This is a genomic window from Commensalibacter sp. M0268 (assembly GCF_016101925.1).
GTDB classification, from domain to species: Bacteria; Pseudomonadota; Alphaproteobacteria; order Acetobacterales; family Acetobacteraceae; genus Commensalibacter; species Commensalibacter melissae.
In genome coordinates, this window is record NZ_JACFPQ010000003.1 from 23,087 (window position 1) to 40,961 (window position 17,875).

11 protein-coding genes are annotated in these 17,875 nt (G+C 40.7%); 2 read left to right on the forward strand and 9 right to left on the reverse strand.

What is annotated here, in order from left to right; all coding sequences use genetic code 11:
- Positions 1-106: 106 nt before the first annotated feature.
- Together H3R28_RS05635 and H3R28_RS05640 are read left to right on the forward strand one after the other, a co-directional pair.
- Positions 107-556: a DUF2946 domain-containing protein gene (locus H3R28_RS05635; protein WP_198210087.1), complete on the forward strand. Its 450-nt coding sequence runs from the start codon at positions 107-109 to the stop codon at positions 554-556.
- 74 nt (positions 557-630) lie between these two features.
- Complete coding sequence (locus H3R28_RS05640) at positions 631-2,838, forward strand: TonB-dependent receptor (protein WP_198210088.1); 2,208 nt, start codon at positions 631-633, stop codon at positions 2,836-2,838.
- Here the strand turns inward: H3R28_RS05640 and H3R28_RS05645 are convergent, their stop codons facing one another.
- The 9 genes from H3R28_RS05645 to tkt form a co-directional block, all read right to left on the reverse strand.
- Positions 2,839-3,381 carry a gluconokinase gene (locus tag H3R28_RS05645; RefSeq protein WP_198210089.1) on the reverse strand — a complete coding sequence of 181 codons (543 nt, stop codon included), beginning with the start codon at positions 3,379-3,381 and terminating at the stop codon, positions 2,839-2,841.
- A gap of 12 nt (positions 3,382-3,393) precedes the next feature.
- Positions 3,394-4,092, reverse strand: a complete 699-nt coding sequence (rpiA, locus tag H3R28_RS05650) for a ribose-5-phosphate isomerase RpiA (protein WP_110439287.1) — start codon at positions 4,090-4,092, stop codon at positions 3,394-3,396.
- A 41-nt stretch (positions 4,093-4,133) separates the two neighbouring features.
- Positions 4,134-4,886, reverse strand: coding sequence for a 6-phosphogluconolactonase (gene pgl, locus H3R28_RS05655; protein ID WP_155564813.1), 753 nt, complete (start codon positions 4,884-4,886; stop codon positions 4,134-4,136).
- A gap of 96 nt (positions 4,887-4,982) precedes the next feature.
- Complete coding sequence (locus tag H3R28_RS05660) at positions 4,983-5,801, reverse strand: Cof-type HAD-IIB family hydrolase (protein ID WP_198210090.1); 819 nt, start codon at positions 5,799-5,801, stop codon at positions 4,983-4,985.
- A 196-nt stretch (positions 5,802-5,997) separates the two neighbouring features.
- Entirely contained in the window at positions 5,998-9,573 is a 3,576-nt protein-coding gene (nifJ, locus tag H3R28_RS05665; protein WP_232351240.1) for a pyruvate:ferredoxin (flavodoxin) oxidoreductase, read from the reverse strand.
- 49 nt (positions 9,574-9,622) lie between these two features.
- The gene (locus H3R28_RS05670; RefSeq protein WP_198210091.1) at positions 9,623-11,251 is read right to left on the reverse strand and encodes an NAD(P)-binding protein; all 1,629 of its coding nucleotides are present in this window, start codon (positions 11,249-11,251) and stop codon (positions 9,623-9,625) included.
- 256 nt (positions 11,252-11,507) lie between these two features.
- Positions 11,508-12,491, reverse strand: a complete 984-nt coding sequence (gnd, locus tag H3R28_RS05675; protein ID WP_110439283.1) for a phosphogluconate dehydrogenase (NAD(+)-dependent, decarboxylating) — start codon at positions 12,489-12,491, stop codon at positions 11,508-11,510.
- A 72-nt stretch (positions 12,492-12,563) separates the two neighbouring features.
- Positions 12,564-15,404, reverse strand: coding sequence for a bifunctional transaldolase/phosoglucose isomerase (locus tag H3R28_RS05680; RefSeq protein WP_198210092.1), 2,841 nt, complete (start codon positions 15,402-15,404; stop codon positions 12,564-12,566).
- Positions 15,405-15,474: 70 nt separating this feature from the next.
- On the reverse strand, positions 15,475-17,529 hold the full coding sequence (gene tkt, locus H3R28_RS05685) for a transketolase (RefSeq protein ID WP_198210095.1): 2,055 nt from the start codon (positions 17,527-17,529) through the stop codon (positions 15,475-15,477).
- Positions 17,530-17,875 lie beyond the last annotated feature (346 nt).

A 17,875-nucleotide genomic window follows, 5' to 3' on the forward strand; every position in this document is an offset into this window, starting at 1 on the left:
TTCTATCTATAAAACAAAACATTCAAATACTAAAAAGAAATTTGACTTTATTCTTAATTTTAATCAAATAAATAATAATGATCTTCAATACTTGACCAAGGCATTAATGATTTTATCCTCTACAACAAATATATGGGTAAAAAAAAATAAAGATTCTTATCCTGTATCTTTATATTCTGTTATTATTGTCCTGTTTCTGTTTATAAGTCATTTAATTCTTTTACCTTTTACATTTACCTCGCTTTGGCATTGTCCAATGATGCAAAATCAGCATGCATCCATGTCAATGACGATGTGTGACACTGCCACTCTCTCCCACTCTAAGATAAGCAAGAAAACGGATCAACATTCCAAACACAATCAACAACATCATGGAATCTTTGTTTGTCCCCTCTGTAATGGATTGGCTGTTCCAAGCCCCTTGTTAAATTTATTACTTATCTTTCCCCAATTGACAATTATTCATCTTTTTTTGAAGCGCAAGGTTTATCAGGCTCAACCTCCCCCGATATTACCCTTGAATACGCAGCTACCCCGTGCACCACCCCTTTATTAACACTGATAGTTCTAATGGTCATACAAATATTATGATCAAATTATTCCTTTGTCATTATTATATCAGGTTAATCTATGTCTTATCGATGGCATTGTACATGTAAATTTTACCTTTTTTTATTGTTGTGTTCTCTTTACCCCTATAATGGAAAAGCACAAAAAAACATTACACAAAATAAAACCTCTCTTTCAAGAACCAATACCACTGCACCAGTTCCAGAAATACATATTGAATCAGAAGACATCCCAGACTTTTCCACAAATCCACCCAATTCAATTTTTTTAAAAAAGGATAAATTAAAGGATATTGTGAATAACAGTCCAAACCCAATGGATCTTTTCAAAAATCAAATGGGTATCAGCCAATATGGTGCGGGTCGTATTGCCTCTTTACCCGTAATTAACGGAATGGCGGATGATCGGGTGGCCACGTTCATTGATGGTATGCGTATCAATGGGGATTGTCCAAACCATATGAATCCTGCCATTTCCTATCTTAATCCCCATGATGTTGCAACAGCCAAAATCATGGCCGGTATCACACCCGTAAGTATGGGAGGGGACAGCCTGGCCGGATCAATTGATATCCAACGAAAAGATCCTCTTTTTGCAGAAAAAAACAAAAAAATTCTCATCAAAGGAGAAGTCTCAAGCTTTTATCATAGTAATGGTTCAGGCGTAGGAACGGCAGGAAACATTACTGTTGCCAATAAACATTTAAGTCTCCGCTATAACGGGTCATGGTCTCAATCCCGCAATTATCATGCAGGCAGCGGAGGTGGAAAAGTGTATTCTTCTGCTTATAAAACATTCAATCATGATGTGACCCTAGGTTATAAAAAGGATAACCATTTATTCTCTTTGACCTATGGACAATCTGACACACCCTATGAAGGTTTTCCCAATCAATATATGGATATGACCAATAATCGCTCCATTTTTGTCAATGGAAAATATAAGGGTGACTTCGATTGGGGAACAATTGAAGCAAGAGGCTATTGGCAACGTGTCACCCATGCCATGAATATGCTCAGCAATAAAGGCGGCCATTCCGCCACGAAAGGAATGCCCATGAACATTGATGGTCGTACAGCTGGATATAATGTTAAGGCAACGGTATTCATAGATAATCATAACACGTTACGGATTGGCAGCTCTTTCGATCATTCAGGTTTAAATGACTGGTGGCCCCCCCTACAAAAAAACATGATGATGGGACCTCATACCTATCACAATATCAATAATGGCCATCGGGATCGATTGGGAAATTTTGCTGAATGGGAAGCCCAATGGACCCCAAAAGTCACAACCATTCTCGGTTTTCGAAATGATCTGGTCATGATGAATACAGGGAGAATATCTGGATACCAGGGCATCAATGGAATGAATGCCGAGGAACGGAAAGCCATTCATAATTTCAATACTGCAAACCGTGGCCATACCGATACCAATTTTGATGTTACAGCCATGGCACGATGGACAGTCAATAAATCCTTTACCTGGGAAGGTGGGTATGCCCGGAAAAGCCGTTCTCCAAATTTATATGAACGTTATACATGGGGCACATCTCCAATGGCCATGCGCATGATTGGCTGGTTTGGTGATGGAAATGGTTATATCGGCAATCTCAACCTCAAACCGGAAGTAGGCAATACCATCAGCACAACCTTTGACTTTCACGATCCACACCAGGATATATGGGAGGTCAAGGTTCAACCCTTCTATACCTATATTCACCATTACATCAACGTTAATTACCTTGGGAGTATGCGAACACGTCAAAATACAACTGTCTCAAAATTGCAGTTTGACAATCATAACGCCCAAATCTATGGAATTAACACAGCTGAATCCTATAAATTATGGAACAATAAGAAATATGGTCAAGGCATATTGAAAGGAAATATCAACTGGGTTATGGGTCAAGATCGAACCAATCACAACAGCCTTTATCACATGATGCCATTAAATGGAACGTTAAGCCTTAATGAATATTTTGGTCCATGGGCTGGCAGGATCGAGGCAAATTTCGTCAATACAAAAAGTCAGATTGACCCTATGCGTCGTGAACCAAAAACACCTGGGTATGTTTTGTTCAATATCGGGGGGAGTTATACATGGCGTATGCTTCGCCTGGACGCAAGCATAGAAAATATTACCAACAAAAAATATTATCTTCCTTTGGGAGGAATGTCCTTAGGGGATTTAATCACAACAAACGAATTGCGTGCCCTGCCTGGCCTGGGTCGTTCTTTTAATATCGCCCTGACTGCCAGCTTTTAACTAAAGTTGCTGTAATTTCATTAGTGTATCTCGAATAACCGTTTCAAGCGGATGGGACATGTCAATTTCTATATGAGGTTCATCCACCTGGAGCGGTTCAAAGCTTTTCAGCTGTGTATCCAGTAAACTTGCGGGCATAAAATGCCCTTCACGTTTTTCAATACGATGAAGAAGAACATCATATGGGACTTTTAAATTTACAAAATAGAAAGGTTTCCTAATGCCCTTGCGCAAAAAATCACGATAGGATCTTTTTAGGGCGGAACATGTTAACACCCCTTTCCCACCATGTTCTTCCGCGCATGCCTTCAACCATGCATGACATTTTTCCAGCCATGGCCAACGATCGCTATCTGTTAGGGGTTTGCCTTCTGACATTTTCTGGATATTATGTTGTGAATGAAAAGAGTCCCCTTCCTGAAAAGGCCAGTCAAGATACTGATCCAAACCTTTTGCCAATGTCGTTTTTCCACATCCCGAAACACCCATTATCACCAATAAACAAGGCCTAATCTGTACATTATCATTCGTGGACAAAGACATTGATGTGTTCCTTTACTTATATAAATGCTGAATCCCGTTATAACCTGCGACTAAAGCCTCATCCGTACAATTAATAAATAAACCGCTTTCGATAACCCCAGCAATCGAAATGATATCTTTCTCTAGTCGCACAGGATCGTCAATAATTCCAAAATCACAATCGAGAATCATGTTCCCACCATCCGTCAGGAAAAAATCAGGATGATCATTCTTGACTCGAACTTTTATTGATGCTCCAATTTTTTCCAAATGTTTCATTGTGGCTTCCCAACCGAAAGGGGTAACCTCAACTGGAACAGGTGTATGCTCACCAAGCTTATCGACTAATTTACGTTCATCAACGACTATAACAAATTTTTTGGCTGCATAGCGAACAATTTTTTCTCGTAATAAAGCGCCACCCAACCCCTTAATTAACTGTAATCCTTGATGCGTAACCTCATCTGCCCCATCAATGGCAATATCCAATTCTGGACATTCCCCCAATGTTGTCAGTTCAATTCCGTAAGATTCGGCCAGCTTGGCCGACGCAATCGAGGAAGGCACACCTTCAAAACGCAACCCTTCCTCTTGCCACCGCTTGCCTAAAGATCGGATAACACATGCCGCGGTACTCCCACTTCCCAATCCGACTTTCATCCCTTGCGAAACTAATGAAGCCCCTATTTTTCCAAGCTGCTCTTTATATTTAACGATTTGTTGTGCATCCATCTCTATCTAGTATTCTTTCGTTATCCAATTACCGACCGCTTTTATTCACCACCGGCTGCTTTATCCAAAATCCAGTGAACCTCTCCTTCCGTTTCAATTTTTGAAGAGGGATATATTGCATTCTCTTCCCTTACCTCACGGAAAATCTTAACCTTGTTTTCTCCACTCACTACAAATATTACCAAACGGCTGGAAGCAATTGCTGGATAGGTCAATGTCATTCTTCTATGAGGGGCGTCTTTTGGTTGACACCAAGAAACCCACTTCTGTTTTTCCTCCAAAACAGCTGTGTCAGGAAAAAGTGAAGCCGTATGACCATCTGTTCCCAGTCCCAATAAAACGATATCAAATAAGGGTTCCCCATTCTTCAATACCCTTGATCCATATTCGTGCTGTAGATTTTCTTCATATAATCGCGCAGCTTTTTCCACATCTTCTAAAACAGGCATCGGATGAACATTCCTAAATGGAATATTCACATGATTAAGCAGAGCCTCGGTAACCATACGAAAATTGCTGGCTTCATCCGTATAGGGCACCATTCTTTCATCACCGAAAAACAGATGCAACCGTTCCCAAGGCAGTCGATGACTGTAAGTCTCTCCCCCTAATAATTCATATAATTTTTTAGGTGTGGATCCTCCTGATAACGCTATCCTGAAAACCGCATCCTTTTTTTCCTCAATCTGATGCAAAATGATATCAGCCAGGTAATTAGCCTGTGCATTTGCATCGGGTAAGACAAGAACATATCCGGTTTTCGCATTATGCCCTTTTTCCATATTGTCTGTCATAGATAACTCGTTCTTTATAATTTTTATGTACCCCTTCCCGGGATTCAACAATTCAGATTACAAAATTAAACCATTATTTCACAACTTAAAATATTTTCATTTAAATTGAAGTAAAAATTGATTAACAGCATAAGCCCATCCATTTTCCTCATTCGTACGTGCAATATGATGAGCATATTGTTTTACCCTTTGACTTGATTGTCCCATAACAATCGGCATTCCTGCAATTTTCAGCATCGGAATATCATTATCCATATCCCCTATACAGGCCGTTTTACTTAACGGAATTTTAAGTAATTCCGCTATTTTCTGAGCTGCAAATCCTTTATTTGCCTTTAAATGAGAGATATCCAGATAATTTTTTGAAGAATGAACTGCGGAAACTTCCCGGCCATGACGTCGTTTTATCTGTTGTGCTAGATTATCAAGTAAAACAGTATCCTGGGAAATACCCATGATTTTTATTGTATCCGTTACATGATCTTGAATGTTTTGAATAATTTTCGGCTGCAATTGCAAGGCTTTTTGTTCATGCTCCACAAAGGCGCTTTCAGTAGTAAATACAAACCATTCAAGACTACTATAAAGCCATATTTCAATTTTATGCTTCTGGAGCATATTGCATATATCGAGAATCAGGACAGGATTCATGCAAATTCTGGAAAGGATATTTCCTTTTACATCAAGAATTTCTCCGCCATTCAATGCGGCAAAAGGCAACTCTATTTTCAATTGCTCCAAATACAAACGCATACCCAAGGCAGGCCTGCTACTTACCAGGGACAATCCAATCCCTGCCTGTTTCATTTTATGAACAGCATGAATGCTTTCATTTGTGACAATTTTATTGTTTGGTATCAATGTTCCATCAATATCCGAAATTAACAACCAAATTGCTGGAGTTGTTTTATTCAAGATTGACACTTTCCAACTGTATTAAAATGTTTTAAAACCATCCAAAAAGCCATTTTTGATTTTCTAATAATCAATTGGAAAAATATTATATTCACAAATTGATAAAAATATGACGATATATAATTGTCAAAATATAAAAACACCCCTTGACCGCAATCGTCAAGGAGTGTCATCAATCACATATTTTAATTTAGTCTCAATGTTTTAATCCCAATACAACAGGATTGACTTCATCCGTTTCAATTGATGCCAGGGCCTCATATTGTTTATAACGACGGTCAATTGCCTTTTGTGCATTTTCCATAATTTCCTCGGCATCATTCGGACGTATCCGTTTTAGATTCCGATATCTGATTTCATTACCCGCATATTCTTTTAAAGCAATACGTGGTCTGGCTGAATCCAGTTGGAAAGGATTTTTACCAATTTTCCGCATCATAGGATCAAAACGGAATAATGGCCAATAACCGGATGCTGTCGCCAATTTTTGTTGGGTCAATCCATGGCGCATATCTATTCCCTGTCCAATGCAGTGGCTGTAGGCAATGATCAACGATGGCCCATCATAAGCTTCGGCCTGGCGAAATGCTTTTAGGGTATGTTGCGGATTGGAACCCAGGGCAACCTGGGCAACATAGACATTATCATATGTCATGGCCATTAACGCCAAATCTTTACGAATTGTTTCTTTTCCCTTTGATGCAAATTTGGCAATTGATCCGAACGGTGTCGCCTTTGAGGCCTGACCTCCTGTATTGGAATACATCTCTGTATCCAGCACGAGGATATTGACATTTTCACCTGATGCTAAGACATGATCCAAACCACCATAACCAATGTCATAGGCCCAACCATCTCCACCAACAATCCAGATACTGCGACGGATAAAGTAATCAGCCAATGCCAATAAACGTTTTGCATCATCACTGTTAAGCCGAGCTAAACGTGTCTTCAGCATTTTTACCCGTGAACGTTGGGCCTGAATTTCAGATTCTTCTTTCTGTGATGAATTCAAAATCGCATCAGCCAGATCCGTACCGACCTCTTCCCTCAATCGCTTCAATAAATGACTGGCCACTTCTAGCTGTTTGTCAACAGCAATCCTAAAACCCAATCCAAATTCGGCATTATCTTCAAACAAAGAATTGGACCAGGCTGGGCCCTGTCCTTCTCCATTTACAGACCAGGGCGTTACAGGCAGATTGCCACCATAGATTGATGAACAACCAGTCGCGTTGGCAACTTGCAAGCGATCTCCAAACAACTGGGTCAATAATTTCAGGTAAGGCGTTTCCCCACATCCGGCACAGGCACCAGAAAACTGAAATAAAGGTTCCAGAAACTGCACACCCCGTACATTCGAAAAATTAACTTTGCTACGATCATCAACCGGTAAAGTTTCAAAAAACAAAATATTCCTTTTTTCTCTTTCAAGCAGGGATTCCTTTGCTGTCATATTGATTGCCCTAGTTTCGGGCTCAATAGGACTTTTCGCTGGACATACATCAACACACAAAGTACACCCTGTGCAATCCTCCACGTAAAATTGCAAAGTATAATTAATATTTGGATATCCCCTAACTTTTAAAGGTGCCGTCTTAAATCCCTCTGGTGCTTTTTCCAGATAACGATCATGGTAAGTTTTGGAACGTATCACACTATGTGGACAAACATAGCTGCACTGACCACATTGCACGCACAGATCCTCTCGCCATTCAGGAACAAAATCCGAAACGTTACGTTTTTCATAAACGGCTGTTCCGGAAGGAAAAGTTCCATCTGCCGGGATCAAGCTTACTGGAATTTGATCCCCCTTGCCCGCAAACATAGGAGCAATAACCTTATGAACAAACTCTGGTGCATCTGCTGGAATAGGACATTCAAGATCGATATTGCTTGATACACGGTCTGGAACCTTTACTTGCTGTAAGCTATCGCAGGCTGCATCAACAGCCCTGTAATTTTGCTGTACAACATTCTCACCTTTTACAAGATAGGTTTTCCTGATCGAATGTTTGATATATTCAATCGCTTTATCCCTTGGAAGAATATCCGAAATTGCAAAAAAACAGGTTTGCAAAATCGTATTGGTGCGCATACCCAACCCAACTTCCTGGGCAACTTTTGAAGCATTAACAACGTAAAATCTTAATTTCTTTTCAATAATACGCTGTTGTACCAAACGAGGTAAATGTTGCCAAATTTCATCTGCATTATAATGCGCATTCAGCAGAAAAACTCCACCTTCCACCACATGTTCAAGAATATCCTGACGATAAAGAAAATGAAAATGATGACACCCGACAAAATCGGCACGTTGAACCAGATAGGCCGCCTTGATCGGAATTTTACCAAAACGTAAATGGGACACGGTCTGCGCACCGGATTTATGAGAATCATAAACAAAATACCCCTGTGCATATTCCCCTGCATCCTCAGCAATAATTTTCACGCTATTTTTGTTGGCCCCAACAGTTCCATCCGCACTCAATCCAAAAAACATGGCGCGTTTAATTTGATCACTATCAATTGTAAAGGATGAATCATAAATTAAACTGTTATGGGTTAAATCATCCTGGATACCGACTGTAAAACCATGTCGAGGATTCTCTGTCTTTAACTCATCAAATACGGCCTTGACCATTGCAGGGGTGAAATCCTTGGATGAAAGACCATACCTACCACCGATAATCAAGGGCAAATCCCTTCTTTTCCCCCTTGAGACAGCCTCGGCCAAAGTCGCCATCACATCTAAATATAAAGGTTCCCCCAACGCACCTGATTCTTTTGTGCGATCCATAACTGCAATTCGTTTGACTGAAGTAGGCAGGAATTCGAGAAATTTTTCTGAAGGAAAAGGACGATAGAGACGAATTTTTAAAACACCAACAGATTCCCCCTGTTTTATGAGGGCTTCAGCTGTATTATCAGCAGTTTCGGCAGCGGATCCCATCAATACGATAACATATTCTGCCCGAGAATCCCCAACATATTCAATCAGATCATGGTAACGCCCTGTTAAATCCCCTAAACGCTTTACGTATTTTTCAACAAGTTTGATAACCCGGTTGTAATATGGATTAACCGCTTCACGTGCCTGGAAAAATGTGTCAGGATTATGAGCCGTTCCTCTAATAAAGGGTTTTTCGGGATTTAGGGCCCGTTCACGATGTGCAATGACAAATTCATCATCGATCATTTTAGCCATAATCTCATCAGATATGATATCCAATGTGTTTAATTCATGAGACGTACGAAAACCATCAAAAAAATGAATGAAAGGTACACGTGCCTCCAATGTAACAGCATGCATAATCAAGGCCAAATCATGGGCTTCCTGGACTGATGCAGAACAGCACATGCCAAAACCTGTCATTCTGCTTGCCATGACATCAGAATGATCCCCGAAAATTGACAGGGCAGAAGTTGCAACAGAACGTGCTGCCACATGAAAAACCGTCGAGGTCAATTCACCAGCGATCTTGAACATGTTTGGCAACATCAACAACAATCCCTGTGATGCCGTAAAGGTTGTTGTTAACGCCCCTGTTTGTAAAGAGCCATGTACTGCTCCTGCAGCACCACCCTCACTTTGCATTTCCTGAACAAGGGGAATATTTCCCCAAATATTTTTAATTCCCTTTGCCGCCCATTCATCAATATGCTCAGCCATCGGGGATGAGGGCGTAATCGGAAATATGGCACAAACCTCATTAACACGATAAGCAATATGGGCAACTGCAGTATTGGCGTCCATTATTGTATTAGTCATCTATAACCATCCTCTCTTGAGACGTTATCTGCATGTAATATTAATATATTTAGATATTTTCAGCTGTCATATCAATTGCTTGGCATGGACAGGATTCAAAACAGACCGCACATCCCGTGCAACGATCCATATCCAGTAAATACCCTTTTCCCACTCCGGCTTTGGTTAAAGCATCCTCTGGACAAGCTGCCAGACAGTTATCACACTCATAGCAATTTCCACAGGAAAGACAGCGTTTGGCTTCATACAGAGCTTCCTTTTCATTAAAACCTATTAATGTTTCCGTAAATCCAACACGCTTTTCAACAGGCAATTCCTTTTGTAGGATCTGAGGTGTATCCTCCAATAAGGGAAGATGTAAATCCGTATAATAGGTAATCGGATTTTTTGGGGATACAATAAAGGGTTTATTATCCAGCCAAGCATTAATGAACCGAGCAGCCTTTTTACCAGAACCCACAGCATTCGTGATACTTCGAGGACCGTCAATAGCATCCCCGCCCGCAAATATGCCAGAAACCCCGGTCATCATCTGGGCATCAATAACCAGAGTCCCCTTTGAATCAAATTCTATTCCTTCAATATTTTGCAAAAAATGATTATCAGGTTGCTGTCCCAATGCCATAATAACGGTATCCATCTGTATTTCCTCCATCTCCTCGGATGGTTCCGGACTAGCATCCTGGCCAATGATCATTTTCCGTAAAATTACCCTGTCTTTAAAAACAGAATCAATTGTCCTCATACATTTAAATTGAGTACCTTCTGCCTCTGCATCCTTAATCTCAAATTGATGCGCCTCCATATGCGAACGATCCCAAAAGAAAATAACCGTTACTTTTTGCGCCCCTGCACGAAAGGCTGTTCGAGCGGCATCCATCGCTGTATTTCCGGCTCCATAGACCAAAACGTTCTTACCGATTTTTGGATTTTTCCCCGCACTGACATCACCCAAAAACTCTATGGCTGACAAAAGACGCGCTTCTTTATCAATTGGAATATTTAACAAACTTGGTTTTGTAGCCCCTATTGCCAAAAAAACCGCATCAAACCGTTCCTCCTGCTTTTCTTTCAATAAGTCCCTCACTGGATCATTACATCTGATCTTGACCCCCATCTGTTCAATCCGATAAATATCAAGCTTTAGAATATCTCTCGGTAAACGATAAGCGGGAATGCCATAACGCATCATGCCTCCAGGTTCAGGAAAAGCCTCACGTATTACAACTTCATGCCCCATACGACACAAATGATAAGCTGCAGATAACCCCCCAGGTCCAGCTCCAACAATTAAAATACGTTTACGATTAGGATTATCCGCAACGGAAACTTGCCATCCCCGGTCATTAGCCATATCCCCCAAAAACCGTTCAACAGCGTGAATGGTGACAGATCCATCCAATTCTTTACGATTACATGAACCTTCACATGGATGATAACATGCCCGCCCGTGAACTGCAGGCATGGGATTATTATCAAGAATATGTTCCCAAGCCTCTCTAAACTTTCCCTCTTGAGCAAGGGAAAGCCACCCTTGTATATCCTCGCCGGCGGGACAAGCATAATTACATGGTGGTAAATGGCGATTATAAACAGGATATAATTTCCTTACCGGCCCACCAAACTGTTGTTGAGTCATATCAATGACCGGACTCATATCGTGATGTTTTGTTCCCATTAGATGATACCCTTAAATTATATCTTGTAGATTTTTATAATCTTTATGAAAAACCATTATGCTTATGTATGTTGTTAGAAAATTATTATGTCATAAACCATTCAATAGCGAATTTTGTTTAACGTAATGTTAGTAAAATAAATTTGATTTATTTCACTAACTCCATATATTCCTTATATATTTTGTATAAAATTTATAAAAAAAAGCCTTAATCCTCACGATTAAGGCCTTTTCCAATAAAATTGGAAAATTTATATTATTTCTTTTCTACATGGCCACCAAAACCAAAACGCATTGCTGACAACATCTTTTCGCCAAACGTATTTCCTGAACGGGAACGAAAACGGGTGAATAAAGCGGAAGTTATAACGGGGGCAGGAACAGCCTCTTCAATTGCGGCTTCAATGGTCCAGCGCCCTTCTCCCGTATCTGCAACATCACCTTTAAAACCTGCAAGAGTACCATCCTTTGCAAGCGCATCCGCACATAAATCCAACAACCATGATGGAATAACGCTGCCACGACGCCATACTTCTGCAATATCTGCCATATTCAAATCAAAACGTTCATCTTCGGGTAAACGATCTGACCCTTTGGTACGCATGATATCAAACCCTTCTGCATAGGCCTGCATCATACCGTATTCAATACCGTTATGAACCATTTTGACAAAATGTCCAGAACCTGCGGGACCACAATGAAGGTAACCTTTTTCCGCACGGGGATTCAAATTGGCATTACGTCCCTTTGTACGTGGAATATCGCCCATTCCAGGAGCCAAAGAGTCCAAAATCGGATCAATATGGTCAACAGCTTCCTTACTGCCACCATACATCATGCAATATCCACGTTCCAGACCCCAAACGCCACCGGAAGTTCCAACATCAACATAGTGAATACCCTTTGCTTCCAGCATTTTTGCACGACGTATGTCATCTTTATAGAACGTGTTTCCACCGTCAATAACGATATCCCCTTTATTTAACATATCTCCAAGACTTTTGATTGCCTGTTCTGTCACTTCACCACAAGGCAGCATAATCCAAACAATTTTTGGGGAAGGCAATGCTTCTACCAAAGATTTCAAATCATCGACAATGGTACTTTTAGGAGCTTGATTATGAATTTCCTCACTTTTGCTGCGCGTACGATTTAACAGAACAACTTCATGACCATGACGAGCCAAACGAATTGCCATGTTACCACCCATTCTGCCCAAGCCATACATACCTAGTTTCATAGTTAATTTCTCCATTTTCATCACAATAAGTTTATATCTTGCGGTAATCGTAAGATATAAACGTTGATTAATCTACAGAATATTTAAAATTGATTGGCTTAATTTATCCAATCCAACTTTCATATTCCCTTTTACATGAATACGGATAACCCTTCTATCCCGTTCCGATAATACATCGAAATCACCACGAGCTTGTGCTTCCTTCACAATTCCAAATGTGTATTTTTCACCGGGAACAGGCAAATCATGATCATCATCGGCAGTGATCTGTAAAAATACACCACTATTGGGTCCACCCTTATAAGCCTGTCCAGTTGAATGCAAAAACCGGGGACCGAATTCAGCCGCTGTTGCAACCTTTTTCTTGTCTCTTATAGCCAGACGTAATTTCTGGATCCACTCCCGTGTTGCCAAATCACGTTCAATATAGGCCAAAACAGCAACATAATCCCCTGCAGCAATTTCATTGAAAAAACTTTTCAAGGCTTCAGAGATTGTGGAAAGACCTTTTAATTTTGCAATTTCAACCTTACCTGCATAAAGATCAAACCCTTGCTCTTGAACGATTGGGGTAATAACGGGAAGAGAACCTTTTTCATTATAAGCAGTTGTAATTTTCTTGGTTTCAATCTTACTGGCTTCAACATCGGGTTGATCAAAAGGATTAATCCCAATGAAGGCACCCGCCACAGCGGTTGCAAATTCAGTTTGGAAAAAAGTCTGAACAATCTGTGCTTTATCATGTAGATTTATTGTCACAACAGGCTGTTGAGCCGCTTTTAATTCAGCAATCGCTTTTTCCTGTTGAGGATCAATCTTATTCTCTAACCGTAAATAGATAAATAGACGATCCTTTCCATAGACAGATGGAACAGTCAAGGTTTCCTCATCTATAGGAATGATTCCTTTACCAACCTTACCCGTTGATTCTGCCAAAAGTTGCTCAAGCCATGAACCTAAGGAGCCAATATCAGGTGAGGCTATGATTGTAAATTTATCCCGTTTGAATTCAGCAACACCAACCCCGAAAATTGTCCCGAGTTGAACTCCCGGATTTTGTGCCGGTGGAGATCCTGCAGAACAAGCTTTTTCCATTCGTTGGGCCGAATACAGGATTTCCTGTAAAGGCAATCCCGCCGCGGCTGCGGGAACAATTCCAAAATTAGATAAAACGGAATAACGCCCACCGATTGATTTCAAGCCGTAAAAGATTTTCCAGAAACCATCCTGCTTGGCCACATCTTCCATATGGGAACCCGGATCGGTAACCGCAACAAAATGCTGCCCCACTTTGTCACCCAGCACCTTTTTGGCTTCATTGAAAAAATACGCCTTAAGAATATTAGGCTCCAGAGTGCTGCCTGATTTCGAAGAAACAATAAACAGGGTTGTCGCAATTGTCACTTTCTGCTGGAAGCTGTGCACTTGCTGTGGATCAGTGCTATCCAGGACATGAAGACGCGGAAAACCAGCCTGATGTCCAAAAACCTCTCCCAGAACTTCAGGACCAAGACTTGATCCGCCCATACCTAGTAAAAGGATATCGGTAAAACCTCTATTCCTGACTTCTTTTTGGAATTCCTCCAGTTCAGCAAGATTTTCAACCTGTTGATCAACAATATCAAGCCAACCGAGCCATTTATTCTCATCCTTTCCCGTCCAGACAGAAGATTCACGATCCCACAGTTTGCGGACTGTACCATTCTTACGCCATTTATCCAGACCAGTTTTTACAGCGGTTTCATAATCTGAAGGTAAATCAGACTGCAAATGAGTTAGCTTATTCCCCTGTAATATCATCTGCTTTTCACCAACAGAACCCAATAATTGATCAAAAGCGTCGGCAAATGAATTAACACCGTCTTCCAATAACTGATCCGTAACTTTTTTTAAATCAAGGTTCAAATGTTCAGCCTCAGCCAGAATCTTTTTAGCTTCATCAATATTTTGTTCCAGGGTGTCAGCCACAGTACCATGATCTCTAAAAGCATCCATGGTGGCAGGTGGAATTGTATTGACAGTATCCCTACCAATCAGTTGATCAACATAAATAGTGTCTGGAAATGTCTTATCCTTGCAACTTGTACTGGCCCATAATAAACGTTGGGGTTTCGCCCCTGCAGCCTCAAGTTTTTTCCATCGGTCACTTTGCATCACTTCAAGATAATGCTGATAAGCAAGTTTTGCATTTGCAATGGCAACCTTGCCACGAATAGCTTTTAATGCACCGCTTTCCTTATCCCCTGCGGCGATCCTTTGATCAATTTGCTTATCAATGGCCGTATCAATACGACTAATAAAGAAAGAGGCCACACTGGCAATATGCGCAATATGATGCCCCTTGGCAAGATGCGCTTCAAGCCCCTTGATATACGCTTCAAGAACCTGTTTGTACATATCCAAGGAAAATAGTAAAGTTACATTAACATTGATTCCCTCGGCAATGGCCCCTTCAATAGCGGCAATACAAGGTGCTGTTGCTGGAATCTTGATCATAAGATTCTTTTCAGCAACCCTTTTCCATAATCGGCGTGCGTCTTCCAATGTTGCATGCCCGTCCATAGCGATATATGGAGAAACCTCCAAACTGACATATCCATCCAGTCCATGGGTTTTTTCCCATACAGGATACAATACTGAACAGGCCGCACGGATATCATCAATCGCCATTGTTTCATATAAGGTAACAACATCGGTGATTCCCGAAGAAATCAGTTGTTTAAATTGTTCATCGTAGTCAGTGCCATGCCCCATTGCCTTTTCAAAAATTGAAGGATTGGAAGTAACGCCCTTTAATCCATCTTCATCAACCAGTTTTTTTAACCCACCGCTTTGTGTAAATGAACGCTGGATAAAATCTAGCCAAGGTGATTGTTTATACTGTTCTAATTTAATGAGAGGGTTTTCAACCATTTCTATTTCTTTCCTTAAATATGCTGCGACAAAAAATCCTTCTTAATAAATTAAGAAGGATTCACTACATTTACCTTGTCAATTGTTCCTGTGCCGCTTGTAAAACAGCTTCAAGAGTAAACCCGAATTTTTTCTGTAGATCACTATAGGGAGCAGAGGCACCAAAACCACGCATAGCGATGATTGTACCGGTTGTTCCAGCATAACGATCCCATCCAATGGGAGATCCCTGTTCAACCGCGACACGTGCTGTTATATCAGGAGGCAAAACCTGATCACGATAAGACTTGGACTGTTCTTCAAAAAGTTCCCATGAGGGCATTGAAACAACCCGAACCTTTTTTCCGGATTTTGTTAAAACCTGATAAGCTTCCATAATCAAACCAACCTCGCTTCCTGTCGCCATGAGAATCAAGTCTGGCTTACCTTCACAATCCGCAACAACATAAGCACCCTTTTTAAGCCCTTCTGCCGAAGCATATTGATGGCGGTCAATTGTTGGCAAATTCTGACGGCTTAATGCCAGAATGACTGGTTTAGAATTTTCCTGCATCGCATATTTCCATGCCTCGACAACCTCGTTTGCATCGGCGGGACGAAAGACAACAAGATTAGGCGTTGCCCTGAAGTGAACCAACTGCTCAATTGGCTGATGTGTCGGACCGTCCTCACCAACCCCGATACTATCATGCGTAAAAATATATATGACCGGCAAATGCATCAATGCAGACAAACGGATGGGATTTTTCATATAGTCAGAAAAAATGAAAAATCCTGCGGCATACGAACGCAAACCGCTTAAGGCCATTCCGTTGACAATTGCCCCCATGGCATGTTCACGAACGCCAAAATGAAAATTCCGTCCATCATATGTACCGCCATAAGCAGGATTTTGAAAAACCCCGGCCCCTTCAAAATCCAGATTGCTTTTATTAGAGGGGGCAAGATCAGCAGACCCACCGATTAACCAGGGCACATTCTTCGCAATGGCATTCAATACCTTACCTGAACTGGCCCGCGATGCAACCCCTTTGGCATCAGGCGCAAAAATTGGAATATCCTTGTCCCATCCCTTTGGTAGGCGATGATTTAAAATATCCTCGATCTCTTGACCCAACTCGGGATATTTCACCTTATAATCCGCAAACAGCGTATGCCATTTTTGATAGGCTGCAGCCCCTCTTTTACCAATATTGGCTTTAAAATGATCCATTACACCATCAGGGACAAAGAAATCTTTGTCTTCAGGCAAACCAAGATTCTTTTTGGTCGCTTTAACTTCTTCCACCCCAAGCGGTTCACCATGCGCTACTGATTTTCCCGCTTTATTAGGAGACCCATACCCGATAACACTATCAATGACGATGAAACTTGGCATGGCTTTATTTTGACGCGCTTGATTAATCTTATTTTGGAAATCATCAATATCGTTACCATCTTTTACATGATAGATTTTCCATCCTGCAGCTTCAAAACGTTTTTCAACATTTTCTGTAAAGGCAATATTGATATTGCCCTCGATCGTAATACGGTTCCGATCATATACCCAGATAAGGTTACCTAACTTCAAATGTCCTGCAAGAGAGGCCGCCTCATATGAAATCCCCTCCATAAGATCACCATCACCGCAAAAGGCATAGACATGATAATCGAACAATGGAAATTCTGGTCGATTATAACGTGCAGCAAACCATTCCTGGGCAATCGCCATCCCCACAGACGTTGCAATCCCTTGAGCTAAAGGTCCTGTTGTGGTTTCAATTCCGGTGGTATGCAAATACTCTGGATGACCGGGCGTTTTTGAATTGAGCTGTCTGAATTGACTTAAATCTTCAAGGGTTAAGGCTGGTTTGTTTTCCACTTTACCTTGACGTGTCACTTCCTTAATACCGCTTAAATGAATCATGGCATATAAAAGGGAACAGGCATGACCACCTGACAAAACAAAACGATCGCGGGCCGGCCACAATGGATTCGCAGGATCATAATTTAAAATATTATTCCATAAGGCATATGTCGCGGGTGCCAAGTCAAGCGGCGTACCTGGATGACCAGAGTTAGCTTTCTGCACTTGATCAATTGCAAGTCCACGAATGGTATTAATACATACCTTATCCATATTCATTCAAGTCTCTCCATCAAACAACTTTTAAAATAACTTCGTTAATCATAAATTTAATCGTTTTTTTTAAATCAATTTATATCACCCAATAAAAAAGGAAAAAAAATCGATTGTTCAAATTACAAAAATTTTATCCTACAAAGCTATCAATTAACTTAAGATCGAATTGTTAATATTCCGATAAATTCTGACCCCTGCCAAATGTTCAATTAATAAAACATTTTATCTGTAATCAATTTTATCGATTATATTAAATTATATTAAAATCATACACTTTTATAAAACTTTCTCCTATAAAAGAAATCTTATTTTTCTTGATCTTTCTTTTTTATATGCGGCACTATAAAAT